The following is a 24,862-nucleotide window of genomic DNA, read 5'->3' as shown; positions in this document are numbered from 1 at the left end:
CAGCGCCGGGGTTGCGACATTGACGCAACGTCAAGTGGATCAGCCTCGACTGGATTACGACGATGAACGATGCCCAGGCCCTGCGCTACTACCCCGCCGTCGAGGAAATCCGGCCCGACGAGGCCGAAACGATCGCGGGCCTCAACCAGACCTTCGACACCATCCTAGAGACCACTGCACAGGATTACGGCCATGCGGTCCGCTCGGTGCATGCCAAGGCGCACGGCATCCTCGAGGGCAGGCTGGAGATCCTTGGTGACCTGCCGCAGGAACTCGCGCAGGGACTTTTTGCCATGCCGGGCGAGCACAAGGTCCTGCTTCGCCTGTCGACCAATGCTGGCGACATCCTGCCGGACGCGATATCGCTGCCGCGCGGCCTGGCGGTCAAGGTGCTCGACGTGAAGGGCGAGCGCCTGCCGGGTGCCGCCGGGACGACGCAGGATTTCATCATGGTGAACGGCCCGGTGTTCCAGGCCAGGACCGCCGACAAGTTCCTCGGCAACCTCAAGCTGCTCGCCGGCACCACCGACCGGATGCAGGGCGTGAAGAAGGCGATGTCGTCCGTGCTGCGTGGCGTGAATACCGCGCTCGAGGCAGTCGGGATCGAGAGCCCGAAGATCGCCTCCCTCGGCGGTGCACCGAATGCCAACCCGCTCGGCGAGACGTACTACAGCGTCACGCCGTTCCGGTATGGCGATCATGTCGCCAAGTTCAGTCTCTCGCCGGTATCGCCCGGCCTGCTTGCCCTGAAGGACAACGTGATCGACGCCCACGATCGGCCGGACGCGATACGCGAGACCGTGCAGGCCGGGATGCGGGATGTGGATGGTGTCTGGGAGTTCCGTGTCCAGTTATGTCGCGATCTGGAGCGCCAGCCGGTCGAGGATCCGACCGTGCGATGGGACGAGACCGAGGCGCCGTTCCACACGGTCGCCCGGATCACCGTGCCGCGCCAGGACAGCTGGGACGCGGCACTGGTGCAGACGGTGAACGAGGAGATGCAGTTCAGCGTCTGGACCGGCCTTGCGGCGCATCAGCCGCTGGGAAACATCAACCGGGCGCGACGGGACACGTATCGACATTCTGCCGAGTTCCGCCAGCGCTTCAATGGCTGCCCGATCCACGAGCCCTGAAACGGCTGCCGGCGCGGCGTCCGGATCGGAGCCGCGCCGGTCCGAAGTCAGTTCGGCAGCAGGACGTGGTCGATGACGTGGATCACGCCGTTCGACTGGTACACGTCGGCGATGGTGACGGTGGCGACATCGCCCTTGACGTCGGTCAGCGTGATGGTGCCAGGGGCGCCCATCATCGCCACCAGCGGCTCGCCGGCGACCGTCGTCAAGGTGGCCTTGCCGCCGCCATTCGCGATCGCGGCCATCAGCTTCTTGCTGTCCATGCTGCCGGAGACGACGTGGTAGGTCAGCACCTTGGTCAGCGCTGCCTTGTTTTCCGGCTTCAGCAACGTCGGCACCGTGTTGGCCGGCAGGAGCGCGAACGCCTCGTTGGTCGGCGCGAAGACAGTGAACGGACCGGGACTGTTCAGGGTGTCGACCAGACCGGCCGCCTTCACCGCTGCGACCAGTGTCGTGTGATCCGGCGAGTTCACCGCATTTTCCACGATCGTCTTGTTCGGATACATCGCGGCGCCGCCGACCATGGGATCGGCGGTGGCGGTCAGGCCGGGCTGCGGGCCGGCTGTCGGCTGTGCCATCTGGTCGGCGCAGCCGGCGAGCAGGACGGCCGCCAGTATTCCAGGCACGATGCTGAGTTTCATCGGATAGTTTCCTTCCCGAACCCGCAGGAGGCGGGTTGCTGGATGAGTTACCGACGAAGTCGCAGGTTGGATGCACGCGGAGTTATTCGCGACTGCCGCGGGTCGCTGTTCGGAGAAAAGCTCGCCGGGTTTCTCGAATGCCTCCAACCAAATGGCACTGCCTCCACAGTGGCGAAGGAACTTGGTCGCATGACCGCCGTCGACAAAGTCACCGTCGGCATCCGGCGCCGCTATTCCCGGCAGCGGACGGCTCTGCAACGGCCAGCGGCGGCCCCGGCACCCGCACCGGCCGGGGACCCCTCCGTCATCCGAGGTCGGGCTTGGTCTTCTCGTACGACGGCAGCGCCTGGATGCGGGTCCACCAGTCGGCGAAGCCGGGGACGTCGAACACGCTGTCCTGGTCGGGTGTCAGCGAGACATAGAAGGCAACCGGCGCCAGGTAGAGGTCCGCCAGGCTGAGTTCGCCGGCGATGAACGGCGACGATGCGCGCGTCTGCATGGCGAACTCGATGACCTTGCGCCCGGTCTCGATCCCCCGCTGCCGCGCCTTGTCATCCTTGCCGCCGACGAAGTCGGGAAACAGATGATATGCCGCAACCCCTCCGAGCAGGCTGCCATAGCCGTAGCTGTCGATCAGGCCGATGACCATGTCCATGCGCGCCCGGTCCTGCGGCGTCGACGGCACCAGCGACGGTCCCGGCAGCACATCGTTCAGGTAGCGCACGATCGCCGAGGTCTCGAGGATGCGCAGGCCGTCATGGTCGAGCACCGGCACCTTGCCGAACGGATGACGCTGCAGATGGTCGGGCTGCTTCGGCTCGCCCTTCAGGACGTTGAGCGGCACCTGCCGGTAGTCGGTGACGCCCTTCTGGTCCAGCAGCATGCGCACGGTGCGCACGTAGGTCGAGCCATTGAAGCCCCACAGGGTGATCTCGGACATATCCGTTCCTCTCGCGTTGGTTTCTGTCGCATTGCGTCCGGGCTTCCGGTCGCGCTGATGATCGTCTCAGCCAGCCAGTCGCTCGGCGGCCACGGCCCCGTCAGCCGTCCCTGGACCCGTTGCCGCGCCGGCCGGTCGCCCGGTCGCCCGCGCCGATCCTGCGCCGCGGACGCCCGCCAGCACATGGATAGGCGCCGGAGCATCGACAATACGCAGCGGCGTGCTGCCGGCCGGATCGCCGTCCGATTGTGCGGGCAAGGCGACCGGTGTGGTGATCGTGATCTCGTAGCCGCGCAGCCTTCGGGTTCCCGGCAGCCGCTGCAGCATGTTCAACGGCAGCGCTGCCCCCGCCAGCAGGGCGGATGCCACGCCGGCGCGCCCGAACAGGATGATCGAGAAGCCCCGCTCGCCCGGCACCGCCTCGGGCGCCAGCATATAGGGACCGCCATACAGGCTGCCCTTGCTGACGATGATGCCGCCGGTCTCGTGCGCCACCCCGTCGATGGTCGCCTGCATCCGCGCGAAGCCGTAGCGCGGCAATTCGCGCAAGGTCTGCACCACGTAGGCGCCACGGCCGAGCGCGCGCTTCACCGGCCGCGACACGTTGTGCACGACGTGGGCGTCGAAGCCGATGCCGAGCATCTGCACGAACAGCCGGCGGCCGGTGGGTCCGTGCGCGATACCCGGCCAGAGCGGCACCGGGCGCCCTGCCGCCAGCACCGCGGCAACTTCAGCGGCCGCATGCGGAAGTCCGAGTTCGTGCGCCAGCACGTTGGCGGTTCCGAGCGGGATGATGCCAAGGTGGCAGGCAACCGGACGCCGCGTCGCGGCCGGCGCCATGCGGCCGCCGCGAAGGGTTCCCTGCGGGCTGGCAGCCGGGTCGTGCTGCACGCTCAGTCCCTCGGCGACCTCGGCGATGGTGCCGTCGCCACCGGCGGCCACCACCAGCGTCGCGCCGCGCAGCACCGCCTCGCGGGCCAGCGCGGTCGCATGGCCGGGATGCGTGGTCTCCGCGACATCGAGCCGCACGCCGTGCGCCATCAGGATGTCGAGCACGCTCCACAGCAGCCAGATGCGTCGACGGCCCGCGGTCGGGTTATAGATGACAAGCATATGACAGCTCCGCTTCCGGCACGCCTGCAGTGCCGACAAGCCATATTCTCGATCCGTCGTCGTGACACCTTCGAAGCGAACATGTCCTGCGATTCATCATCTAACCGTCACGGGAAGACTCCAGGTGGGACAGTTATACCTCCGCGCGAAGACTGGAACCGAGTTGGAACCGACCCTGGGGGCGACGAGCGATGGGATCTTCTTCGAGAACGCCACGGGTACGATATCGGACAGTCTTCGTCTCCGACGTGCATCTCGGCACACGCGGTTCGCGCTGTGATTTCCTCACCGATTTTTTGCGCAGCTGCACCTGCGACACACTCTATCTTGTCGGCGACATCGTCGATGGCTGGCGCCTGAAGAAATCCTGGCATTGGGATGCGACGCACGACGAACTGCTGCGGGTGATCGTCGGCATGGCCCGCGGCGGCACCGATGTCGTCTACATCCCCGGCAACCACGACGAGATGTTCCGCTCCTGGCTGCCGATGTCCCTCGAGATCGCCGGCATCCGGCTGTGCCAGGACGCGGTGCACACCACTGCCGACGGGCGCCGCCTGCTGGTCATGCATGGCGACGAATTCGACAGCGTCGTGCGCTACGCCAAGTTTCTGGCCCTCCTCGGCGACCGCGCCTATGACGGCGCACTGGTGGTCAACCGCTATTTCAACATCGTCCGCCGGCGCCTCGGCCTGCCCTACCGCTCGCTGTCGGCGTGGCTGAAGCGCCAGGTCAAGGGCGCGGTGAAGGCGATCGACCGGTTCGAGATCGCGCTGGCCGCCGAAGCCCGCCGCCGTGGCCTGGACGGCGTGGTGTGCGGCCACATCCACCACGCCGAGATGCGCGACATCGGGGGAATACTGTACATCAACGACGGCGACTGGGTGGAGAGCTGCACCGCGCTCGTGGAGCACGAGGATGGCCGGCTCGAACTGATCGACTGGGCCGAGCGCAACCGCGTGTCCTTCATGCAGCGCCGCCTGGCGCAACCGGCCTGAACGGACCCCAGGCCATGGATGGCAGTCCGGTGCGCGACGCCTCGATCGCGCCCGATGCTGTCGCGACCGCTCCTGTCGCGCACATTCCGGTCGCGCGCATCCTGATCGTGTCGGACGCCTGGATGCCGCAGGTGAACGGGGTGGTGCGCACCCTGTCCACCGTCGCCGCCGAGCTCCGCCAGATGGGCCACGCCGTGGAGGTGGTCGGCCCCGACCGCTTCGTCACCATCCCCTGCCCGACCTACCCGGACATCAGGCTGTCGCTGCTGCCCGGCCGCCGGCTGGCGCGCCTGATCGCCGCGTTCCGGCCCGATGCGGTGCATATCGCGACCGAGGGCCCGCTCGGCATGGCCGCCCGCCGCTGGGCAAGGCGCCGGGGCGTCCCGTTCACCACCTCGTTCCACACCCGCTTCCCGGAGTACATCCAGGCCCGCACCGGCCTGCCGCCCGGCCTCGCCTACGCCGTGCTGCGCTGGTTCCACAACGGCGCCGCGGCGACCCTGGTCGCCACCGAGACGCTCTCTCAGGACCTGGCGTCGCGCGGCTTCACCAGGCTGCGGGCCTGGACCCGCGGCGTCGACCTGCAGCGCTTCCGGCCGGAGCCGCGCGAGGACTGGGAGGGCGACTGGAAGGCGCGCCCGCCGGTGTTCCTCTATGTCGGGCGCATCGCGGTCGAGAAGAACATCGGCGCCTTCCTCGATCTCGACCTGCCGGGCTCGAAGGTGGTGGTCGGCGGCGGCCCGATGCTGGCCAGCCTGAAGGCGGCCTATCCGGACGTGGTGTTCACCGGGCCGCGTTCCGAGCGGGCGCTGGCGCAGTCCTACGCCGGCGCCGACGTGTTCGTGTTCCCGAGCCGCACCGACACGTTCGGGCTGGTGGTGCTGGAGGCGCTCGCCTGCGGGGTGCCGGTCGCGGCCTACGACGTGATGGGACCACGCGACATCCTGCGCGGCGCCGCCGGGCGTCCGGGCGCGGTCGCGGACGACCTGCGGGCGGCCTGCCTGGCGGCGGTGGAATGCTCGCGAGCCGATGCCAGGGCGCATGCCGAGCGCTTCAGCTGGCGTGCCTGCGCGGAAATGTTCCTTGCCGCCCTCGCCCCGATCGGCAATGCCGCGCCGTTCTCCGGCGCCGCTGCCGCACCGGCTGCAACCAGGCGGCCGATCGACGCTTGACGCCACCTCACTGAAGTGGCGTCCAGGCCCGATGATATCCCGCAAGGCGGGCGACAGGCGCGCATCGGCCGCTTTCGTCCTGTTCACCGTCGCCCTCGACGCAATCTGCTTCGGCATCGTGATCCCGGTGCTGCCGGACCTGGTGCGCGAGGTCTCGCACCAGCCGCCGTCGCAGGCCTCGTTCTATGTCGGCGCGCTGTTCGCGGTGTTCTCGCTGACCCAGTTCGTCTGCGCCCCGATCCTCGGCGGCCTGTCCGACCGGTACGGCCGCCGCCCGGTGCTGCTGACGTCGCTGAGCGCGCTGGGCATCAACTCGCTGCTCTGGGTGTGGGTGGACAACCTGGCCCTGCTGTTCGCGATGCGGGTGTTCGCCGGCCTGTTCGCGGCCAACGTGCCGACCGCATCGGCCTACATCGCCGACGTCACCCCGCCGGAGCAGCGCGCGCGCTATTTCGGCCTGATCGGCGCGATGTTCGGCCTCGGCTTCATCCTCGGGCCGGTGATCGGCGGCATCCTCGGCACCTACTGGATCCGGCTGCCCTTCCTGGTCAGCGCCGGCCTGATCGGCTGCAACGTGCTGTACGGCACCTTCGTGCTGCCCGAGAGCCTGCCGCGCGAACGCCGGCGACCGTTCGAGTGGCGGCGTGCCAACCCGCTCGCCTCGCTGCTGCGGCTGGGCCGGGACGCGACCAGCCTGCGGCTCGGCTTCGCCTGGTTCGCCACCTGGTTCGCGATCGGCGCGCAGCAGACCAGCTTCATCCTGTCCAACCAGATGCGCTTCGGCTGGAACACGCTCGACAACGGGCTGGCGCTGGCCCTCGGCGGCGCCGCACAGGCGGTGGTGCAGGGAGTGCTGGTGCGGCGGGTCATCGGGCGGATCGGCGCCCGCGAGACGGCGATCTGCGGCACCCTGTTCGCCGCTGCCGGCTACCTTGTCTACAGCTTCGCGGTGACGCCGTGGCTGATGGTGAGCGGCATCCCGATCCTCGCCCTCGGCGCGATGTCCGGTCCGCCGGTGCAGTCGCTGCTGTCCGCCGCCGCCGGGCCGCAGAAGCAGGGCGAGGTCCAGGGCGGGCTTGCTTCGCTGCAGGGCCTGGCGATGGTTCTGGGTCCGCTGGTGATGGGCACCCTGTTCGCCGCCGCGACAAGGCCGCACGGACCGGTGCATGTACCGGGTGCGCCGTTCATGCTGGCGGCGCTCGCCTGTCTGGCCGCCGCCATCGGGTTGCGACGGGTGTCGGTGCCGGATGCCGGGACGGCGACCGCAGCCGCGGAAGCCGGCCGCGCCTGAGCGCCGTGCGGCTTCGAACGGCGCGGCTCCGTCCGACGCGGCCTCGGCCCACGCCGCTTTGGAGAGTGCGCCTTGCCGGGGCACGCCGCGCGCGTTAGTTCCGCCTCGGATGCACCGGAACCGGGGCCGCCTCCCGGACCGGACCGCGCGATGGAGACCTGAACAGATGGCTGTGGACTTGCAACGCGGAGGGCCGCAACCCGGTACGGTCCTGCGCGCAATCCGGCTGATGCTGTGGAGCATCGTGCATTTCGTGTTCTACTTCATGCAGCAGGTGGCCGAACTGCTGGCGCCGCTGCTGCTGGTGCTGGGGCTCGGCTGGTGGGCGCTGCCGCGGCTGGTGGACGCGATCACCACCCACGAGGCCACCGCCGACCAGCAGGCGCGGGATATCCTGAACAGCATCTCGGGCACCATCCCGCACACCCTGGTCCTGGCCGGTCATTCGCTGACGCCGACCGGGCTGATCTTCGACGGCTTGCTGCTGATGGCGCTCGCCGCCCTCGGCGCGACCATTTCGGCGGTAGCGGCACGCGGCATGTGAGCGTTGCCGAATGCGGCATAGAGCCTGGTCGAGGGCGGCCAGCGCAGCATGATCGGCTCGCGCCAGTGCACGCTGCCGGCGCCCGCCATCGCCAGCAGCAGCACGCTCGCCGCCCAGGCCGCCCGCCAGCGTGTCTCCCGGGAGGGTGGCACCGGTGGCGGGGACGGAGCGGCCGGCCCGGTGGCATGGGTGATGGGGGCAGGCAGGTCGAACTGCGGGAGTTCGGCGTCGCTCCAGTCGGGCTCTTCCGGATCGACCAGCTCCGGCCCGGCCTGCCCGGCCGGCGCCTCCACGACCTCGTCGGTCGCGGCTGCATGAAGCTGCAGGCTGGCTGCGATGCTGCGGCTGGGTTCGGGCGGCGTCACGTCGACCGGCGGCGCCTCGGCGTCCGGTGCGGGCGGCGGCAGCTCGAACGGCAGCCATTCCATCGTGCAGCCAGCACAGCGGACCAGGCGGTCCGGCCGTGCCTGCGCCTCGGGCACCGCGTAGGTGGCAGCGCAGCCCGGGCAGGTGATCCTGATCGACGGCATGCTCCGGTTGTCCCCAATGAGCCGGGGCACCGATGATCCGCCTGTCCGACGTTTCACTTCGTATCGGAAACGGACCGAATTGGCCAGGGCGAACTCGGTTCCTCGGTCGCGCCGCCCAGCGCCGCGAGGTGCTGCAGGGGGTCAGCTTCACGGTGCCCGCCGGCGCCTTCCGCTGGCTGCTCGGCGCGTCGGGGGCCGGCAAGTCGAGCCTGCTGCGCGTGCTGCAGCTCGGCGCGATGCCGACGACGGGGGAGTTCGAGCTGTTCGGCACCAGCGTGCAGCGTGCGCCACGCCGGCAGCTGGTGCGTCTGCGCCGGCGCATGGGCGTGGTGTTCCAGGATCTGCGGCTGCTGCCCGAGCTCTCGGTGTTCGACAACGTGGCGCTGCCGATGCGGCTGGCGCAGATCGCCGAGCCCCGCGTGCAGGCCGAGGTCAGCGAGATGCTGAACTGGATCGGCCTCGGCCGCCGTCTGCTGGCGCGGCCCGGCGAGCTGTCCGGCGGCGAACAGCAGCGCGCCGCGATCGCCCGTGCGGTGGTGCTGCGGCCGCCGCTGCTGCTGGCCGACGAACCGACCGGCTCGCTCGATGCGCCGCAGGCGCTGCGCCTGATGGAGCTGCTGATGGAGCTGAACCAGCTTGGCTCCACGGTGATCGTGGCCACCCACAACGACCACCTGGTGCGGCATTTCCAGGCGCCGTCGCTTCGGCTGGATCGTGGGCGCCTGGTCGAGGACGGCGCCCGCGCCGTACTGGTGCCATGAGCGAAGCGCCGCGCCTGCCCAGGGCACCCTCACGCCCTGCCGACGGGCTGGGGCTGCGGCGCGCCATTCCCGACCGCATGCTGCCGAGCGTGGTCGCCGCGATGGCATTCCTGGCGGCGCTTGCGCTGGCCGGCGCGGTAGGTGCCCACGCGCTGGCCACACGCTGGAGCGGCGGCGCCGGCGCCATCGTCATCGTGCAGGTGCCGGAACCGCTGGCCGCAGCTACCCCCGGCGCCGCCGGGGGCGCCGCTGCCGGGACCCGCATCGACGCCGTGCAGGCGACCCTCGCCGGCATGCCCGGCATCGCCAGCCGGCACCTGCTGGACGCGCGAGAGCTCGACCAGCTGCTGCAGCCCTGGCTCGGCGGCCACGGCGGAGCGCACGCCGATCTGCTCGCCCTGCCGCTGCCCGCCGTGGTGCAGCTCCGGCTGCAATCCGGCGCGAGCCTGCCGCCGGCGCTGCCGGACGCGCTGGACCGGCAGGCGCCCGGCACCCTGGTCGAGGACAGCGCAGCCTGGAGCGACCGCCTGCTGGCCCTGACCTACAGCCTGCAGGCCTGCGCCGGACTGGCGCTGCTGACGGTAGCGGCGGTCGCCGGGTGGGTGGTCGCGCTGGCAACCCGTGCCGGCATCGTCCGCCGTCGCGGCGCCATCGAGCTGGTGCACAGCCTCGGCGCCACCGACAGCTACGTGGCCCAGCGTTTCGCCCGTCGCACCGGCTTCCTGGCACTGGTCGGCGGCATCATCGGCGCCCTGGTGGCGCTGCCGGTGCTGGCCCAGCTCTCGCGGCTGGCGGCGCCGTTCTCCACAGGCGCTGCTGCGGGCGGTGCGGCCGGCGCCACGCCGCTGGCGGGAACGCTCCCCGGAGTGCTGGTCCAGGTCGGGGGCGGGGGTGGGGGCGGCCTGTTGCCGGGCCTGATGCTCGATGCGCTGCCGCTGCCGTTGCTGGTCGCGCTGCCGTCGCTGCCGCTGGCGACCGGGCTGATCGGCTGGCTGACCGCGCAGGCCACGGTGCGCGCCTGGTTGCGCAGGCTGCCGTGAGCAGACCGCTTCGCCTCGCCGCCGGCCTCGTGCTGCTGACCGGCCTCGCCCTCGGCGCCGGTTTCGCCTGGTTCGCGCACGACGCGCTGCAGCCTTCCGGACTGCCCGGGCAGGCCGACGGCATCGTTGCCCTGACCGGCGGCAGCGGGCGTATCGAACTCGCCCTGTCGCTGCTGGAGGGCGGCCACGCCCACAGGCTGCTGATCTCAGGGGTACGCCCGAGCCTTGACCTCAACCGCCTCGCCCGTGCGTCCCGCCTGCACATCCCGGAGGGCACCGCGCCCGCCGCCATCGCCATCGGCCACGACGCCACCACCACCAGCGGCAATGCCGCCGAGACGGCGTCATGGGCGCGCGCCAACGACCTGCACAGCCTGATCGTGGTCACCGCCGGCTATCACATGCGCCGCGCGCTGGCGGAGATCGGCGCCGCCCTGCCCGGGGTGCGCCTGATGCCGTGCTCGGTGCAGCCGCCGGCGCTGCTGCGACCGTTCTCGCCGGGCACGCTGCGCCTGCTGCTGGTCGAATACCTGAAGTGGCTTGCGGTCGAGATCGGCCAGGCCGTCGGTGCCCTGCGGACGCTCGCATGACCCTGGCCCGCGCTGCCCTGTTCAACCTGTATTTCGTGCTGCTGACGCTGGTGATGGGCATGGCTGCCTTCTGGGTCAGGCTGTTCGGGCGCCGGCACGCGCTGCGCTACGCGACGCTGTGGTGCAGCCTGTCGATCGCCGGACTTCGGCGCATCTGCGGCATACGCATCGAGCTGACCGGCCTCGAGCATCTGCCGGAAGGCCCGGTCCTGATCGCCTCCCAGCACCAGAGCGCCTTCGACACCCTGGTCTGGCTGACCCTGTTGCCACGCCCGGCCTACGTGATGAAGCGCGAGCTGACCCGGCTGCCGCTGGTCGGGCCGATGCTGCTGCTCGCCGGCATGATCCCGGTCGACCGCGACGCCGGCGCCCGCGCGTTGCGCAACCTGCTGCGCGAGACCACGCGGGCGGTCGAGGATGGCCGGCAGATCGTGATCTTCCCGGAGGGCACCCGGGTCGCTGCCGGCGACACCGCCGCCCTGCAGCCGGGCGTCGCGGCACTGGCGGCGCATTCCGGCCTGCCGGTGGTTCCGGTGGCGACCGATTCCGGTCGCTGCTGGCCGAGGAACGCCTTCATCAAGCGGCCGGGCACCATACGGATCGCCATCTCGCCGCCGCTGCCGCCCGGATTGCGACGCCAGGCCCTGCTCGACGCCATCCGCCAGGCGTGGCAGGTCGAGCAGGATCACATGGGATACGAAACGACCGAGCCGCCGATCGCGCGCTGCAAGCATGTGGATAACTCTGTGGGCGGTCCGCCTGTGCTGTCCTGATCCCGCGGGCCCGGCTTGCAACGCAAAGGCCGCCATCGGCCGTTTCCACGGGTCAGGCGTCACCGTCGCAATTCACCGCGCGTGCAGCCGGATTGGAAATCCCTTGTATACAGGCTTGAACTCTGTGACCGGCGGGGCCGCACAACGTCTGTTAAGGGCTATGGACACACGTCCGTTACCCGGTTTCGCGTCGTCACAACGCGTCGGCTGCATCTTGTGGATGATTTCCCGGCTCTGCGTGGAAGCGGTTGAAAACCAGCCCATTCAACGACTTCGAGGGGTACCCCGAGGTGATCTGTGAAAGTCGGGCGGTAATCGTCCGGATCGTTACGTGATGCGACGCAACCAGCCTTTGCGCATTGTGCTGGCGGTCGCCATCGCCCTGATCGCGGTCGACACGCTGGGCTGGATCGGCGGGCAGTTCCTGCTGGACCGGCAGATCTCCCGGCTGGATGCCGAGGCGGCCGCCAATGGCTGGAAGCTCGACCGCGGGACGCCCTCTCGTGGTGGCTGGCCGCTGGCGGTGACCCGGACCTTCACGAAGCCGGTCCTGCGGCCAGGGTCCGGTCAACCCGGTCCGGTCTGGACCGGGGACGCCGTCACCGTCGGGATCTCCGTGCTGCGACCCACGGTCCTCGGCATCCGCCTGATCGGGGGACAGGTGATCGCGCCGGCCGGCACCGATCTGCGCCACGCACTGCGTTTCCGGGGCACCGACCTCGAGGTGGTCCTGCCGATGCGGGGCCACGCCGGCACGCCCCATACCGGCGAGCTGGAATTCAAGGCATCCCGTCTGCGCGTCGCCTCCCCGGCGGGTATCCTGCCATCGCCCGGCGTGCTTGCGGACGTGTCGGACCTCGATGGCCGCATGCGCTGGACCGACGCGGCGCACGCCATCACCCTGACAGCGCGCGGCATCGTCCTGTCGACCCCCCTCGCGGTACCAGGCCTGTCGATCCCGGCCGGCAGCCTGGAGATGTCGCTGACAGGCGGCTCGGCAGTTGGCGGGGGTGGCCAGGGCAGCCGGCTGATGCTCGCCAATGCCGGACTGCGGTGGCCCGATGCGCGGGCCGACCTCGCCGGCACCGCGACGCTGGACGGAAAGTTGCTCGCCGACGGCGGTTTCAGCCTCCATGTCGTGGCGCCGGACCGCCTGCTCGATCATCTCACGCAAGCCGGCCTGCTCAGCGCCGCGCAGGCAGTTCCGGTCCGCGCCGTGATCGGCCTGCTGCAGGACGCACGCGGCGCCGCGCAACGCGATATCCTGGACCTTCCGCTCACCCTGCATGGCGGCCTGCTGTCCCTCGGGCGCCTGCCGCTCATGCAGATCCCGGCAGCTGGCGGGCTGCCACACCCGATGCCGTGATGGCTTTCTCCGGCACCGGGAGGATTGCCCGCCTGGACTGCATCACCATGTTTATGCTGCGACGCAGCACGCGAACTCGCTGACTTCCGCCTGAGGCAAAAACGCATGTTCGGCATCGACGCCCTCTATCTCGCCCGTGGGCAGTTCGCCTTCACGGTAGGCTTCCACATCGTCTTCCCGGCCTTCTCGATCGGCCTTGCCGCCTACCTCGCGGTGCTCGAAGGGCTGTGGTTGAAAACCGGGCGTCAGGTCTACCTGGACCTGTGGAAATACTGGGTGAAGATCTTCTCCGTCGGCTTCGCGATGGGCGTCGTCTCCGGCGTGGTGATGTCGTACGAGTTCGGCACCAACTGGTCGGTGTTCGCACGCAAGGCCGGCCCGGTGCTGGGTCCAATGCTGGCCTACGAGGTGCTGACCGCCTTCTTCCTCGAGGCCGGTTTCCTCGGCGTCATGCTGTTCGGCATGGAACGGGTCGGGCGCGGCCTGCATTTCCTCGCCACCTGCCTGGTCTCGATCGGCACGCTTATCTCGATGAGCTGGATCCTGGCCTCGAACAGCTGGATGCAGACGCCGCAGGGCTACACCATCGACAAGGTGACCGGGCAGTTTCTGCCGAAGGACTGGTGGGCGATCATCTTCAATCCGTCCTTCCCGTACCGGCTGGTGCACATGGGCCTCGCCGCCTTCCTGTGCGTGGCCTTCGTGGTCGGCGCGGTCGGCGCCTATCACCTGCTGCGCGATCGCAGGCTGGGCCGGAAGCCGACCGAGGCGGTGCGGACGATGTTCTCGATGGCGATGTGGATGGCCGCCATCGTGGCGCCGGTGCAGATCCTGGCCGGCGACACCCAGGGCCTGAACACCCTGCAATACCAGCCGGCCAAGATCGCGGCGCTGGAGGGCGACTGGCAGACCCGCGACCATGCGCCGGAGATCCTGTTCGGCATCCCGAACATGCAGAAGGAGCGCACCGACTACGCCATCGAGGTGCCATGGGCGGGATCGCTGATCCTGACGCACAGCCTGAGCGGCAAGGTGCCCGGCCTGAAGCAGTTCAAGCCGCAGGACCGGCCCTACTCGCCGCTGATCTTCTTCACCTTCCGCATCATGGTCGGGCTCGGCATGCTGATGGCGCTGCTCGGCGTGGTGTCGCTGTTCCTGCGCTGGCGCGGCAGCTTCTACAGCAATCCGTGGCTTCACCGGTTCGCGCTCGCCATGGCGCCGTCCGGCTTCATCGCCCTGCTGTGCGGCTGGATCACCACCGAGGTCGGCCGCCAGCCGTACACCGTGTATGGCCTGCTGCGCACCACGGAGAGCGTCTCGCCGATCGCGCTACCGGGCATCGCGACCTCGTTCGCCGCTTTCGTGGTGGTGTATTTCGTGGTGTTCGGCGCCGGCCTGGTGTTCATCCTGCGCATGATGGCGCACGAGCCGGTGCCCGGTGAGACCGGCCTCGATCCGCACGAGCCGACCCGCACCGCGGGCATCACTCCCGGCCCGGCGCAGGGTCCGGGCGAGCGTGTGCTCGACCAGCGTCCGGGCGGCTTCGCGCCGCACGCCGCGGAATGATGGCGCTCTCGCACGGCCATCTGCTCACCGGCCAGGCCTACTGGCTGCCGGTGCTGTGGAGCGGCATCGCGGCCTTCACCATCCTTGCCTACATCGTGCTGGACGGCTTCGACCTCGGCATCGGCCTGCTGTTCGCCGTCGAATACCGTCCCGACGACCGCAACGTCATGGTCAACACGGTGGCCCCGGTCTGGGACGGCAACGAGACCTGGCTGATCCTGGGCGGCGCCTCGCTCTACGGCGTGTTCCCGGTGGCCTACGCGACCGTGCTGCCGGCACTGTACCCGACCATCATCGCCATGGTGCTGGCGCTGATCTTCCGCGGCGTCGCCTTCGAATTCCGCTTCCGGGCAGACTCGAAGCGTGGCCGGTTCTGGTGGGACGTGGCCTTCTTCGGCGGCTCGCTGCTGGCGGCCTTTGCGCAGGGCCTGACGCTGGGCGGCCTGATCCAGGGCATCAAGGTCACCGACGACGCCTATGCCGGCGGCTGGTGGGACTGGCTCACGCCGTTCTCGCTGCTGTGCGGCGTGGGCGTCGTGATCGGCTATGCGCTGCTCGGCGCCGCCTGGCTGGTGTGGCGCACGGACGGCCCGCTGCAGGCGCGCTGCCGGCATCACGCCCGCACCCTCGGTCTGTGCACGCTGGCCCTGATCGTGGCGGTCAGCCTGTGGACGCCGACGCTGCAGGGGCACTACCTGCGGCACTGGTATGCATGGCCGCGCATCCTGTTCGTGAGCCCGGTACCGGTCCTGGTGGCGGGGCTCGCGGTGGTGTTCTGGCGCGGACTTTCGCGCGAGGACGTCCACATCACCCCGCTGCTGTGCGCGCTCGGCTGGTTCTTCCTGTGCTTCACCGGGCTGGGCATCAGCGTCTGGCCGTATATCGTACCGCCCGGCATCACCATCTGGGATGCCTCGTCGCCGCCGAGCAGCCAGTATTTCCTGCTGGTGGGAGCCGCCGTGCTGATCCCGACCATCCTCGCCTACACCATCTATTCGTACTGGGTGTTCCGCGGGAAGATCGGCGTCGAAACGCATTATCACTGATGGAGCCGGCAGCGATGCCTCAACCGCGTTCGTTCACGATGCGCATGCTCTGGTTCATCGGCATCTGGGCCGCGAGCGTCGTGGTGGTCGGCGTGGTGGCGGAAGGGCTGAAGCGCATCATCCTGGGCTGAGGCAACGATTGACTACGCCGCCAGGCCGGACAGGCGATAGGCGACGGCACGCAGCATCGTTCGGGATGGTCGCTCGACCATCCACCACGTAATTGCCGAACAGATGAGAAGCAGGACGTAGAACAGGCACAACCAGCTTCCTTTGGTCGCGCTCAGGCCGTAAGCGACAAGCACTTGTTGCGCGTCGTGGGTCAACCGGGTTTGCCCCTTGAGAACGATCAGCGGAACCTGCAGCAGGTAGACGGAGTACGAAACCTGCCCGGCCCAGTAGGCTGGTCCCGTACGCAGCATCCGGTCGACCACTCCGCGCTGCCTGGACAGGCAGAGGATCAGCAGGCTGAACAACGCCACGATGGCCAGGTCCGTGTGCGGCTTGCCCATCATCGCCAGGATCAGCCCAGTGGCCACGACATCCGCGAGCGGCGAGGACACGAGCGGCTCCAGGCGCCGATGTCCGCATCCACGCCAGAGCGCCATGCCCATCGCAAACGACGCCATGCACCGCAACACCGGGAAGGGTGTTGCGGGAAGTGCCAGATCGAGCCCTCCGGCGCGAGCCGGTACCGGCAGCCACGCAAGCACCGTGAGCACCGCGAAGGCGGCGAGATAGAGACCGGCCGCCGAGCCTCCGCGACGATTGTCGAGCAACCGCAGGAACAGCGGGAACATCAGGCAGCACGCCCATTCTCCGCTGACCGACCAGCCGGGCACGTCGATGCTATCCTGACCGACCCATGCCTGCGTCATCGTGAGATTCGCGACCAAGACCCATCCCCAGGGGTGGATCGTGTCGGCATACCAGGTACGTCCTGTCTGTCGGGCGACGAACGTGGCCACCGTCGCCAGGGCGAACAGCGGCCACAGGCGTGCAAGCCTGCGCAGCAGGAAGTCGGCGTAGGCGATCGGGAACGGCCTCTCCTGGAACAGCCGTTCGTATGTCCGCAGCAGGATGAAGCCGCTCAGCAGCAGGAACATGTCCACCCAGAGGTAGCCGTGCCGGATGAAGACGGCACCGAAACCTGCTACCCCGCCCGCCGGCGCCGTATGAAGCAGGACGACGAGCAGTGCGGCGATGCCACGCAACCCGGTCAGGCTGCGCACCTCCCGTCGATCAGCGCGCGTGCCCATGCCCATCGCCGGACCATGCCGCCTTCAAAGCAGGCTGTTCAACCTGAAGCGGCCGGCGTGGCCGCGCCATCAACACCACGGGCCTCAGGCCGGAACTGGCCTCGCAAGACGGCGGAATGGTCGCTCGATACCGACATAGGTGAAGTGCGCGAGGCCGATCGTCGCAGCGAGGTAGAGCGCGATGAACATCGGGATCGCCGCGGCCGGTGGAAAGTGATGCGACAGGTGCGTCTCTATCGACATCATCCGCGGCAGCAGGAGCCCGAACAGCATGTAGATCGAGAACGAGATCTCGCCCAGCCAGAAGATCCAGTGCTGGCGGAAGACGCGCGAAACCACCCCGGCGTCCGAGAAGAGCAGGAACACGAGGCCGCCGGTGATGACCGGCACAAGGCGAAGCCTGTCGGCCGCCACGACCACGAGCAGGCCGGCGACACAGGCGACTTCACCGATGCCCGCCCAACGTGGCGGGCATCTCGGGACGCGCAGGGCGAGTGTACCGAGTACCACGCCGGGCCAGAAGCTGCTCATGCCGCGGGCCACGCCGTGCCAGCCGCACGGCCAACCAAGACAGAACCCCTGGATCCACCATGAAAGCGCGAGGAGCAATGCGGCCAGGGCCGCGACGATACCGGTGGGAAGGCGACGCAGGCCGATGACCACGAAGGGGAAGCAGGCGTAGCACGCCAGCTCGACCCCGACCGACCAGGTGACCGGATTCCAGGCCGGAACCGGCCACGGCTTGAAACCCTCCAGCATGAGGATGAACAGCGGCAGCTGGTGCGGGTCGGTCCAGGACCCCAGCGGCATGATCGTCGCCGACAGCACACCAAGCACCAGCAGGATCGCGATGTTCAAGGGATACAGGCGCAGGATGCGCTTGAGGAAGAAGCGCGGCGTGCCCGCAAGCCGTAGCGGCTGGTAGACAACGCTCAGGATGAAGCCGCTGAGGACGAAGAAGACATCGACGCCCATGTAGCCGTCCCGCAGCATCCGCGCGGATGCCCCGGTCCACTGCGCCGTGAAGTTCGGCGTGATATGCGAGAAGATCACCCAGATGGCGGCGAACGCGCGCAACGAGGTCAACGGTCTGTTTTCGGCGGCGGCCATGACGGTTTCAGAACATGCCGGTCACCCCGGTGCAACCTCTCACGATGCCCCCGAGGCGATCCGGCGGCACGGTGCTGCCTGATCAAGCCTGGTCGGGCAGGCCCGCCAGAACCTTGTCCAGCGTCATCGGGTAGTCGCGGATGCGGACGCCGCTCGCATTGTAGATGGCATTCGCGACCGCGGCTCCGGCGCCGCAGATCCCCAGCTCGCCGACGCCCTTCGCCTTCAGCGGATTGGCGATCGGATCGACCTCCTCGACGAAATACGCCTCCACCGCCGGCACGTCGGCATGCACCGGCACGTGGTATTCGGCGAGGTCGTGGTTGACGAAGTCGCCGTGCCGCCGGTCCGGCACCACGTCCTCCATCAGCGCGGCACCGATGCCGAAGATCATGCCGCCGATCGCCTGGCTGCGCGCCGTCGAGGCGTTCAGCACCCGGCCGATCCCGAACACGCCCAGCATGCGGCGCACGCGCACCTCGCCGGTATCCGCGTCCACGCCGACTTCCGCGAAATGCGCGCCGAACGAGGCCTGCGCGTACTTCTTCAGCAGGTCGCCCGGCTTGATCCCGCCGGTTGCCGCGATCCCCTGCGCGCCGGCCAGCGACGCCAGGGACACCGCACGGCCGTCCTGGATGATCTGGCCGTTCTCGAAGCGCGACCTGGCCGGGTCGAACCCGGCGCGGCGGGCCAGCGCGATGCGCAGCTGGGCGCAGGCATAGTAGACCGCCGAGCCCGAGCTCGCGGCGCCGAACGAGCCGCCCGATCCGGAGGCCTCCGGCAGGTCGGTATCGCCGAGCTGCATCACCACGCGCTCCGGCGGCAGTCCCAGCATCTCGCCGGCGATCTGCGTCAGGATGGTGTAGGTGCCGGTGCCGATATCGGTCATCGCGGTGCCGACCGTGAGGATCCCCCGGCCGTCCAGTGTCGCCTCCGCATTCGACGGCTTGAGCGCCACGTTGCGTATGGCGGACGCCATGCCCATGCCGACCAGCCATTGGCCCTCGCGACGCTGCCCGGGCACCGGCGAGCGCTTCTCCCAGCCGAAGCGCGCGGCGCCCTCGTGCAGGCATTCGGTCAGCCGGCGGCTCGAGAACGGCCGCGACGGCCCCTTCTCCGGATCGTACTGGGTGTCGTTCCTGACCCGCAGCGCCACCGGATCCATGCGCAGGCGCTCGGCCAGCTCGTCCATGGCACATTCCAGCGCCAGCAGCCCGACCGCCTCGCCCGGCGCACGCATCGAGGAGGCCAGCGGCAGGTCCAGCCGCACCTGCCGGTGCGCCGTCATCCGGTCGTGCGCCGCATACAGCAAACGGGTCTGGTTGGCGGCGGTCTCGTAGAAGGTCTGTCCCTGCTGGTTGCCCGACCAGCTCTCGTGGCCGATGGCGCGCAGGGTGCCGTCGGCGTCGGCGCCGAGCCTCACCCGCTGGATGGTCGCGGTGCGATGGGTGGTCTGGCCGAACACCTGCGGCCGGGTCAGCGCGATCTTGACCGGGCGCCCGAGCTGCCGGGCGGCCGTCGCCGACAGGATGGCATCGGCATAGGTGACCAGCTTCGATCCGAAGCCGCCGCCGATATAGGGCGACAGCACCCGCACCTGGTCCGGCCGCAGCAACAGCGTCGAGGCCAGCGTCTGCGCGCAGGTCGACAGCATCTGGTGGGAGGTGTGCAGGGTGAGATGGTCGCCGTCCCACACCGCCATCGACGCATGCGGCTCCATCATCGCGTGCGCCTGGTGCGGCGTCGTGTAGGTGGCGTCGATCTTCACCGCGGCAGCCGCGAAGCCCTGCGCGAAGTCGCCGACATTCGTGTCGACCGGCTGCGACGGGCTGCGCGGCGGCGGCACCGTCGCCTGCGGCACGCCGGCGGCGAGATCGGTGAGCGCCGGCTTCACGTCGTAGGCGACCGCGACCATCGCCGCGGCGGCGTTCGCCTGCTCGAAACTGTCGGCCACCACCAGCGCCACCACCTGGCCGTTCTGCCTGACGGTCGCGTCCGCCATCTGCGGCTTGCAATGCTCCGAGGCGGGACCGCCCTGGCGCTGCATGTTGCGATGGGTCAGCACCAGGCGCACGCCCGGCGCATGCTCGGCGGCCACGGCGTCGAGCGTCCTGATGCTGCCCTGCGCCACCGTGGACAGCACCAGCACGCCGACCAGCGCGGTGTTCGAGGGGTCGTGCACCTCGTAGGCATACGGCGCGCGGCCACTGACCTTCAGCGGGCCGTCGACGCGGGCGATGCCGCGGCCGAGCAGATGCTCCTGGTCGAGCGGGTTGGGGCCGGCCGGGCTGTCGAACAGGCTGGGCCGGATCGGTGTCTGCGACTGCATGCTGCTCAGCCTTCCGTCGCCTGCCGAAGCGTCGCCACCAGGGTGCGTCGCAGCAGCGGGATCTTGTAGTCGTTGCTGCCCTGCCCGGCCGCACCGGTCACCACGCTGTCGGCAACGCGCTCGAACAGCGCATGCGATGGCGCGTGGCCGACCAGCAGCTGTTCCGCCGCATGGTTGCGCCAGGGCCTGTGCGCAACGCCACCGAAGGCCAGCCGCGCCAGTTCGATCCGGCCGTGGCGGGCCTGGATCAGCGCCGCCACCGAGACCGCCGCGAAGGCGTAGGAGGCACGGTCGCGCACCTTCCGGTACAGCTGCACCGACGGCACCGGCGGCGGCAGCCGGACGGCCACGATCAGCTCGCCCGGCTGCAGCGTGTTGTCGATCTGCGGGGTGTCGCCGGGCAGCCGGTGCAGCTCGGCGATCGGGATATGGCGACGGTCGGTCTCGACCACCGCATCAAGCGCCAGCATCGCCACCGCCATGTCCGACGGGTGCGTCGCGATGCAGGACGCACTCGCGCCCAGGATGGCGTGGATGCGGTTGTAGCCGCCGATCGCCTCGCAGCCCGAGCCTGGAACCCGCTTGTTGCAGGCCTTCGAGACATCGGTGAAGTAGTAGCAGCGCGTGCGCTGCAGCAGGTTGCCCGCGGTGGTCGCCTTGTTGCGCAGCTGGGCGGTGGCGCCTGACAGCAGCGCCCGGGAGAGCACCGCATGATGCCGGCGGACATGCGGATCGGCGGCCAGCGTCGAGTTGCGCACCAGCGCGCCGATGCGCAGCGATCCGTCGTTGAGCAGTTCGATCCGCTCCATCGGCAAGCGGTTGACATCGACCAGATGCGCCGGCTGCGCGACATCGAGCTTCATCAGGTCGAGCAGGTTGGTTCCGCCGCCGATATAGGAAGCGTCCGGATGCGTGGTCGCGGCATGGGCGGCCTGGGCGACCTGCGTCGGCCGCTCGTAGCTGAACGCCCTCATGCGACCTGTCCACTGGCGTCGCGGATCGCGGCCACGATGTTCGGGTAGGCGGAGCACCGGCAGATGTTGCCGCTCATGCGTTCGCGCAGCTCGGCATCGGTCAGGCCCTGGCGCGTCTCCTGCAGATCGGCGCTGACATGGCTCGGCATGCCCGCATGCAGTTCGGTCAGCATCGCCACCGCCGAGCAGATCTGGCCCGGCGTGCAGTAGCCGCACTGGAAACCGTCGTGCTTCACGAAGGCGGCCTGCATCGGATGCAACGCGTCGGGCTCACCGAGGCCCTCGATGGTGGTGATGTGCTCGCCGTCGTGCATCACGGCGAGGGAGAGGCAGGAATTGATCCGATGGCCGTTCAGCAGCACGGTGCAGGCGCCGCACTGGCCGTGGTCGCAACCCTTCTTGCTCCCGGTCAGCAGCAGATGCTCGCGCAGGGCATCCAGCAAGGTGACCCGTGGATCGAGCTGAAGCGCGTGCCGGGTGCCGTTGACGATCAGTTCCACCGGAATGGCCATCCCGGGCGCAGCCGCCGGTCCCCGGGTCGAAGCCGGAGCATCCGCCCCGGCAGGCCCGCCAACCCCGAGGACAGCGCCGGCTGCCAGGGTGGCGGCGCCCCCCTGCAGGACTCCACGCCGCGACGGCTGCGGGAGCCAGTCTGTATTCACCCCGTCCTGGGTCGCCATGCCGCCACTCTCCCGGCGCCGCTTCGGCAGCCGGCCGGCGGGTATCCCGGTCGAGCCTGCCGTGGCAGCGGCGTCAGACGTGAGCGAAAGGCGCCGCCGGATCAAGCATGCACCGCGCCGTGGTGGCGGATTGTGAAGTGGCTGTCACACTTCGTAAGGTTGCGAGCGACGGCCGGGCAGCGACACCAGGGGATCCAGGCATCGCGTCAGTGCCGGGCGCCGCCCCGGACCAGGCTACGGATCGGCTGCTCCGGCAGAGCAGCGGAGGCCTCCGCCAGCTCCCGCCGGAGTCGTGCCACCTCCTGTCGCAGCAACAGGTTCTCCGCGAGTGCCTCGGCCGGATCGAGCTCGACGGCGGCCGCCGTCTCCGCCGTTGCCGTCTGCGATACGGCGGCCGTATCAGGTCCGGGCCGGTGGAAGGGCTTGTAGAGGTTCGTCGTCCGTTCGAGTACGGCAATCCCTGGCTGGACGGCCTCGTCCCGGCTTGGCAAGGCCGGGCGGGCGGGCTGCGCCAGGGGCTGCACGACAGCCTCCGACGCTGCCTGCTGTTCGGCCGAGAACTGCTGCATCATGCGCTCGAGATAGGCCGGCACCAGGCCCTGCAGACTGTCGCCGTATAAGCCGATCAACTGGCGGAGGAACGAGGTCGGCAACATGTTGCGACCCTTGGTCTCCTCTTCCATGATGATCTGCGTCAGCACCGCGCGTGTGATGTCGTCGCCGGTCTTGGCGTCATAGACGACGAAATCCCGTCCGCGCCTGACCATGTCGGCCAGGGTATCGAGCGTGATGTAGATCGAGCTCTCGGTGTCGTAGAGTCGCCGGTTGGCGTATTTCTTCACTACGACCGGCTGCAGCGGGCGATCCTCTTCCGACAAGACGTCCTCCCATCCGGGATCCACTTCGGTCTGCTGCGACCCGAAACCCCGTAGCTAGCACGGGAGGCAGCCGATCGTCCCAGTGCGCGGTTGCATATCACCCAATCGGGCGGCGGCCCAAGCCCCGTCGATGCCGGCGGGATGCATCGTCACGCCTTGTCCAGGGCGGAGGGCCGTCGCATCTAGGGTGTCGCCCCTAAACTGGAGAGTTCATGTTCGATTGCACCGGCTATGCAAGCCACGCCGCCGACAAGCCCCTGTCGCCGTTCCGCTTCGAGCGCCGCGACCCCGATGCCGACGACGTCCAGATCGAGATCCTGTACTGCGGCGTCTGCCATTCCGACCTGCACATGGCTCGCAACGAGTGGTCCAACAGCGTCTTCCCGGTGGTGCCGGGGCACGAGATCGTCGGCAGGGTGACCAGGGTGGGCGCCAACGTGACCCGCTTCAGCGCTGGTGACCTCGCCGGCGTCGGCTGCATGGTCGATAGCTGCCGCAACTGCGCGAGCTGCCGGGAAGGCCTCGAGCAGTATTGCGAGAAAGGCTTCACCGGCACCTACAACGACCCCGATCGCAAGACCGCTGGCCTGCGCACCTATGGCGGCTACAGCCGCGCGGTGACCGTGGACCAGTCCTTCGTTCTGCGTATCCCCGAGAACCTCGAGCTGGCAGCGGTGGCGCCGCTGCTCTGCGCCGGCATCACCACCTATTCGCCGCTGCGCCACTGGCGGGCCGGCCCGGGGACCAAGGTGGGCGTCGTCGGCCTGGGCGGCCTCGGCCACATGGCCGTCAAGCTCGCCGTCGCCATGGGCGCCGACGTCACGCTGTTCACCACCTCGCAGAACAAGGTCGAGGACGGCAGGCGCCTGGGCGCGCAGCATGTCGTGGTGTCGAAGGACAAGGAGGCAATGAAGGCGGTCGCCGGCAGCCTCGACCTGATCATCGATGCGGTGGCAGCCGACCACGACATCAACAGCTACCTGGCCCTGCTCCGGCGCGACGGCACGCTGGTGCAGGTCGGCGCCCCGGAGAAGCCGCTCGCCCTGCAGGTCTTCAGCCTGATCGTGCCGCGCCGCAATTTCGCCGGATCGCTGATCGGCGGCATCGCCGAGACCCAGGAGATGCTGGATTTCTGCGGCGAGCACGGCATCACCTCGGACATCGAGATGATCCGGATGGACCAGATCGACGAGGCCTACGAGCGGATGCTGCGCAGCGACGTGAAGTACCGCTTCGTGATCGACATGGCGACGCTGGCCGCCTGATCGGTCCTACCGCCGCGGCCAGCCGCGGCGGCAGCCTCTACCGGAAGCTGTCCTTCCAGCGCCGCAGCCGGGTGAAGTCCGCAAGATCCGGCGAGCGCAGGAACGGGTTGGTCGACAGTTCCAGTCCCAGCTGCACCGGCAATGTCGCGGCATGGTTCCGGCGCAGGGCGAAAACCTCGGCCGCCCGTTCCGCAACCACCCGGTCGTCCGGCAGGGCGGCGAGTGCGAAGCGGGCATTCGCCTCGGTGTACTCGTGACCGCAGCAGACCAGCGTCTGCGGCGGCAGGGTCGCCAGACGGCGGAGGCTGTCGAACATCTCGGCCGGGCTGCCCTCGAGCAGCCGCCCGCAGCCGAGACTGAACAGCGTGTCGCCACAGAACAACGCCGGCGTCGCGGCAAAGAAATACGAGATGTGGCCGCGCGTATGGCCGGGTGTCTCGATGATCTGCGCGACACTCTCCCCCAAAGCCAGCGTGTCGCCTTCGGCAACCTCACGGTCGAGCCGGGGCAGACGACGGCGGTCGGCGGTGGCGCCGACGATCGCCATTCCGGTGCGCTCGCGGACCGCTTCCGCCGCGTCGATATGGTCGGAGTGATGGTGGGTGAGCAGGATCATCGCCGGCCTGCCGCCTGCCTCGCGCTCTGCCTCGATGGCCTTCATCACCGGATCGAGTTCGGCGGGATCGACGATGGCGAACTCGTCGCTCGCGGCATCGCGCAGCAACCAGGCGTAGTTGTCCGAAAGGATCGGGATCGCCCGGATGTTCAGCGCCACGCTCTTCCTCCTGTTCCGTCTGGCAGGCAGATACAGCGAAGCGGCCGGGCATGCCACCACCGGCCTGATCCCGACGCCTTGTGCAGCG

At 69.2% G+C, this 24,862-nt stretch carries 25 protein-coding genes; 14 read left to right on the top strand and 11 right to left on the bottom strand.

Annotated features, from left to right (window positions below; all coding sequences use genetic code 11):
* Window positions 1-62: 62 nt before the first annotated feature.
* Window positions 63-1,133 carry a catalase family protein gene (locus FE263_RS08765; RefSeq protein WP_138325550.1) on the top strand — a complete coding sequence of 357 codons (1,071 nt, stop codon included), beginning with the start codon at window positions 63-65 and terminating at the stop codon, window positions 1,131-1,133.
* A gap of 47 nt (window positions 1,134-1,180) precedes the next feature.
* On the opposite strand, the gene FE263_RS08760 is transcribed toward FE263_RS08765, so the two are convergent.
* The 3 genes from FE263_RS08760 to FE263_RS08750 form a co-directional block, all read right to left on the bottom strand.
* Complete coding sequence (locus tag FE263_RS08760) at window positions 1,181-1,774, bottom strand: fasciclin domain-containing protein (protein ID WP_138325549.1); 594 nt, start codon at window positions 1,772-1,774, stop codon at window positions 1,181-1,183.
* A 304-nt stretch (window positions 1,775-2,078) separates the two neighbouring features.
* The gene (locus tag FE263_RS08755; RefSeq protein WP_138325548.1) at window positions 2,079-2,714 is read right to left on the bottom strand and encodes a glutathione S-transferase family protein; all 636 of its coding nucleotides are present in this window, start codon (window positions 2,712-2,714) and stop codon (window positions 2,079-2,081) included.
* Between the two features lie 66 nt (window positions 2,715-2,780).
* Complete coding sequence (locus tag FE263_RS08750) at window positions 2,781-3,827, bottom strand: diacylglycerol/lipid kinase family protein (protein WP_138325547.1); 1,047 nt, start codon at window positions 3,825-3,827, stop codon at window positions 2,781-2,783.
* Window positions 3,828-4,018: 191 nt separating this feature from the next.
* Here FE263_RS08750 and FE263_RS08745 point away from each other — a divergent pair, with 191 nt between their 5' ends.
* The 4 genes from FE263_RS08745 to FE263_RS08730 all read left to right on the top strand — a co-directional run bounded on the left by FE263_RS08745 (window position 4,019) and on the right by FE263_RS08730 (window position 7,832).
* A complete protein-coding gene (locus FE263_RS08745) occupies window positions 4,019-4,825 on the top strand; it encodes a UDP-2,3-diacylglucosamine diphosphatase (RefSeq protein WP_138325546.1) in 807 nt (268 codons plus the stop codon).
* 122 nt (window positions 4,826-4,947) lie between these two features.
* Window positions 4,948-5,997: a glycosyltransferase family 4 protein gene (locus FE263_RS08740; RefSeq protein ID WP_240759298.1), complete on the top strand. Its 1,050-nt coding sequence runs from the start codon at window positions 4,948-4,950 to the stop codon at window positions 5,995-5,997.
* Window positions 5,998-6,028: 31 nt separating this feature from the next.
* Window positions 6,029-7,288 (top strand): MFS transporter, encoded by a 1,260-nt coding sequence (locus tag FE263_RS08735; protein WP_171034008.1) that lies wholly within the window; start codon window positions 6,029-6,031, stop codon window positions 7,286-7,288.
* A gap of 166 nt (window positions 7,289-7,454) precedes the next feature.
* Window positions 7,455-7,832: a hypothetical protein gene (locus FE263_RS08730; protein WP_138325543.1), complete on the top strand. Its 378-nt coding sequence runs from the start codon at window positions 7,455-7,457 to the stop codon at window positions 7,830-7,832.
* Here the strand turns inward: FE263_RS08730 and FE263_RS08725 are convergent.
* The gene (locus FE263_RS08725) at window positions 7,730-8,362 is read right to left on the bottom strand and encodes an MJ0042-type zinc finger domain-containing protein (protein ID WP_138325542.1); all 633 of its coding nucleotides are present in this window, start codon (window positions 8,360-8,362) and stop codon (window positions 7,730-7,732) included. The two genes, FE263_RS08730 and FE263_RS08725, sit on opposite strands and share 103 nt — an antisense overlap.
* 32 nt (window positions 8,363-8,394) lie before the next feature.
* On the opposite strand from FE263_RS08725, the gene FE263_RS08720 reads away from it, so the two are divergent.
* From FE263_RS08720 to FE263_RS08685, 8 genes are all read left to right on the top strand, one after another.
* Window positions 8,395-9,123 carry a cell division ATP-binding protein FtsE gene (locus FE263_RS08720; RefSeq protein ID WP_138325541.1) on the top strand — a complete coding sequence of 243 codons (729 nt, stop codon included), beginning with the start codon at window positions 8,395-8,397 and terminating at the stop codon, window positions 9,121-9,123.
* Window positions 9,120-10,163, top strand: coding sequence for a cell division protein FtsX (locus FE263_RS08715; RefSeq protein ID WP_138325540.1), 1,044 nt, complete (start codon window positions 9,120-9,122; stop codon window positions 10,161-10,163). The genes FE263_RS08720 and FE263_RS08715 overlap by 4 nt, the downstream gene beginning before the upstream one ends.
* Window positions 10,160-10,753, top strand: a complete 594-nt coding sequence (locus tag FE263_RS08710; RefSeq protein WP_138325539.1) for a YdcF family protein — start codon at window positions 10,160-10,162, stop codon at window positions 10,751-10,753. Before FE263_RS08715 ends, FE263_RS08710 begins: the two co-directional genes overlap by 4 nt.
* Window positions 10,750-11,526 carry a lysophospholipid acyltransferase family protein gene (locus tag FE263_RS08705; RefSeq protein WP_138325538.1) on the top strand — a complete coding sequence of 259 codons (777 nt, stop codon included), beginning with the start codon at window positions 10,750-10,752 and terminating at the stop codon, window positions 11,524-11,526. The genes FE263_RS08710 and FE263_RS08705 overlap by 4 nt, the downstream gene beginning before the upstream one ends.
* 334 nt (window positions 11,527-11,860) lie before the next feature.
* Window positions 11,861-12,892, top strand: coding sequence for a DUF2125 domain-containing protein (locus FE263_RS08700; protein ID WP_240759296.1), 1,032 nt, complete (start codon window positions 11,861-11,863; stop codon window positions 12,890-12,892).
* A gap of 105 nt (window positions 12,893-12,997) precedes the next feature.
* Window positions 12,998-14,458, top strand: coding sequence for a cytochrome ubiquinol oxidase subunit I (locus FE263_RS08695; RefSeq protein ID WP_138325536.1), 1,461 nt, complete (start codon window positions 12,998-13,000; stop codon window positions 14,456-14,458).
* The gene (gene cydB / locus FE263_RS08690; protein WP_276611176.1) at window positions 14,455-15,504 is read left to right on the top strand and encodes a cytochrome d ubiquinol oxidase subunit II; all 1,050 of its coding nucleotides are present in this window, start codon (window positions 14,455-14,457) and stop codon (window positions 15,502-15,504) included. Before FE263_RS08695 ends, cydB begins: the two co-directional genes overlap by 4 nt.
* A 14-nt stretch (window positions 15,505-15,518) precedes the next feature.
* Window positions 15,519-15,635 carry a DUF2474 family protein gene (locus FE263_RS08685; RefSeq protein WP_240759227.1) on the top strand — a complete coding sequence of 39 codons (117 nt, stop codon included), beginning with the start codon at window positions 15,519-15,521 and terminating at the stop codon, window positions 15,633-15,635.
* Between the two features lie 12 nt (window positions 15,636-15,647).
* Here FE263_RS08685 and FE263_RS08680 read toward each other — a convergent pair whose 3' ends face one another.
* From FE263_RS08680 to phaR, 6 genes are all read right to left on the bottom strand, one after another.
* The gene (locus FE263_RS08680; protein WP_171034007.1) at window positions 15,648-16,736 is read right to left on the bottom strand and encodes an acyltransferase family protein; all 1,089 of its coding nucleotides are present in this window, start codon (window positions 16,734-16,736) and stop codon (window positions 15,648-15,650) included.
* 111 nt (window positions 16,737-16,847) lie between these two features.
* Window positions 16,848-17,873 carry an acyltransferase family protein gene (locus FE263_RS08675; protein ID WP_138325533.1) on the bottom strand — a complete coding sequence of 342 codons (1,026 nt, stop codon included), beginning with the start codon at window positions 17,871-17,873 and terminating at the stop codon, window positions 16,848-16,850.
* A gap of 82 nt (window positions 17,874-17,955) precedes the next feature.
* On the bottom strand, window positions 17,956-20,202 hold the full coding sequence (locus FE263_RS08670) for a xanthine dehydrogenase family protein molybdopterin-binding subunit (protein ID WP_138325532.1): 2,247 nt from the start codon (window positions 20,200-20,202) through the stop codon (window positions 17,956-17,958).
* A gap of 5 nt (window positions 20,203-20,207) precedes the next feature.
* Window positions 20,208-21,176, bottom strand: a complete 969-nt coding sequence (locus FE263_RS08665; RefSeq protein WP_138325531.1) for an FAD binding domain-containing protein — start codon at window positions 21,174-21,176, stop codon at window positions 20,208-20,210.
* Window positions 21,173-21,856 carry an aldehyde dehydrogenase iron-sulfur subunit PaoA gene (gene paoA, locus FE263_RS08660; RefSeq protein WP_138325530.1) on the bottom strand — a complete coding sequence of 228 codons (684 nt, stop codon included), beginning with the start codon at window positions 21,854-21,856 and terminating at the stop codon, window positions 21,173-21,175. Before paoA ends, FE263_RS08665 begins: the two co-directional genes overlap by 4 nt.
* A gap of 206 nt (window positions 21,857-22,062) precedes the next feature.
* Window positions 22,063-22,734, bottom strand: coding sequence for a polyhydroxyalkanoate synthesis repressor PhaR (gene phaR, locus FE263_RS08655; protein WP_138325529.1), 672 nt, complete (start codon window positions 22,732-22,734; stop codon window positions 22,063-22,065).
* A gap of 212 nt (window positions 22,735-22,946) precedes the next feature.
* Here phaR and FE263_RS08650 point away from each other — a divergent pair, with 212 nt between their 5' ends.
* Window positions 22,947-23,999: an NAD(P)-dependent alcohol dehydrogenase gene (locus FE263_RS08650; protein ID WP_138325528.1), complete on the top strand. Its 1,053-nt coding sequence runs from the start codon at window positions 22,947-22,949 to the stop codon at window positions 23,997-23,999.
* 37 nt (window positions 24,000-24,036) lie between these two features.
* Here the strand turns inward: FE263_RS08650 and gloB are convergent, their stop codons facing one another.
* Window positions 24,037-24,774, bottom strand: coding sequence for a hydroxyacylglutathione hydrolase (gloB, locus tag FE263_RS08645; protein ID WP_138325527.1), 738 nt, complete (start codon window positions 24,772-24,774; stop codon window positions 24,037-24,039).
* Between the last annotated feature and the right edge of the window lie 88 nt (window positions 24,775-24,862).

Source organism: Lichenicoccus roseus (assembly GCF_005844085.1).
Lineage (GTDB): Bacteria > Pseudomonadota > Alphaproteobacteria > Acetobacterales > Acetobacteraceae > Lichenicoccus > Lichenicoccus roseus.
This window is presented reverse-complemented; position numbering and strand designations above follow the sequence as displayed.

Excerpts from the sequence above, each read along its gene's own strand:
- FE263_RS08675 (WP_138325533.1), bottom strand. The coding sequence starts at position 17,873 with ATGGCCGCCGCCGAAAACAGACCGTTGACCTCGTTGCGCGCGTTCGCC.
- FE263_RS08670 (WP_138325532.1), bottom strand. The coding sequence starts at position 20,202 with ATGCAGTCGCAGACACCGATCCGGCCCAGCCTGTTCGACAGCCCGGCC.
- paoA (WP_138325530.1), bottom strand. The coding sequence starts at position 21,856 with ATGGCGACCCAGGACGGGGTGAATACAGACTGGCTCCCGCAGCCGTCG.
- FE263_RS08745 (WP_138325546.1), top strand. The coding sequence starts at position 4,019 with ATGGGATCTTCTTCGAGAACGCCACGGGTACGATATCGGACAGTCTTC.
- FE263_RS08725 (WP_138325542.1), bottom strand. The coding sequence starts at position 8,362 with ATGCCGTCGATCAGGATCACCTGCCCGGGCTGCGCTGCCACCTACGCG.
- FE263_RS08730 (WP_138325543.1), top strand. The coding sequence starts at position 7,455 with ATGGCTGTGGACTTGCAACGCGGAGGGCCGCAACCCGGTACGGTCCTG.
- FE263_RS08740 (WP_240759298.1), top strand. The coding sequence starts at position 4,948 with ATGCCGCAGGTGAACGGGGTGGTGCGCACCCTGTCCACCGTCGCCGCC.
- cydB (WP_276611176.1), top strand. The coding sequence starts at position 14,455 with ATGATGGCGCTCTCGCACGGCCATCTGCTCACCGGCCAGGCCTACTGG.
- FE263_RS08765 (WP_138325550.1), top strand. The coding sequence starts at position 63 with ATGAACGATGCCCAGGCCCTGCGCTACTACCCCGCCGTCGAGGAAATC.
- FE263_RS08735 (WP_171034008.1), top strand. The coding sequence starts at position 6,029 with ATGATATCCCGCAAGGCGGGCGACAGGCGCGCATCGGCCGCTTTCGTC.
- FE263_RS08665 (WP_138325531.1), bottom strand. The coding sequence starts at position 21,176 with ATGAGGGCGTTCAGCTACGAGCGGCCGACGCAGGTCGCCCAGGCCGCC.
- FE263_RS08760 (WP_138325549.1), bottom strand. The coding sequence starts at position 1,774 with ATGAAACTCAGCATCGTGCCTGGAATACTGGCGGCCGTCCTGCTCGCC.
- FE263_RS08750 (WP_138325547.1), bottom strand. The coding sequence starts at position 3,827 with ATGCTTGTCATCTATAACCCGACCGCGGGCCGTCGACGCATCTGGCTG.
- FE263_RS08700 (WP_240759296.1), top strand. The coding sequence starts at position 11,861 with ATGCGACGCAACCAGCCTTTGCGCATTGTGCTGGCGGTCGCCATCGCC.
- FE263_RS08755 (WP_138325548.1), bottom strand. The coding sequence starts at position 2,714 with ATGTCCGAGATCACCCTGTGGGGCTTCAATGGCTCGACCTACGTGCGC.
- FE263_RS08695 (WP_138325536.1), top strand. The coding sequence starts at position 12,998 with ATGTTCGGCATCGACGCCCTCTATCTCGCCCGTGGGCAGTTCGCCTTC.
- FE263_RS08715 (WP_138325540.1), top strand. The coding sequence starts at position 9,120 with ATGAGCGAAGCGCCGCGCCTGCCCAGGGCACCCTCACGCCCTGCCGAC.
- FE263_RS08705 (WP_138325538.1), top strand. The coding sequence starts at position 10,750 with ATGACCCTGGCCCGCGCTGCCCTGTTCAACCTGTATTTCGTGCTGCTG.
- FE263_RS08720 (WP_138325541.1), top strand. The coding sequence starts at position 8,395 with ATGATCCGCCTGTCCGACGTTTCACTTCGTATCGGAAACGGACCGAAT.
- FE263_RS08685 (WP_240759227.1), top strand. The coding sequence starts at position 15,519 with ATGCCTCAACCGCGTTCGTTCACGATGCGCATGCTCTGGTTCATCGGC.
- FE263_RS08650 (WP_138325528.1), top strand. The coding sequence starts at position 22,947 with ATGTTCGATTGCACCGGCTATGCAAGCCACGCCGCCGACAAGCCCCTG.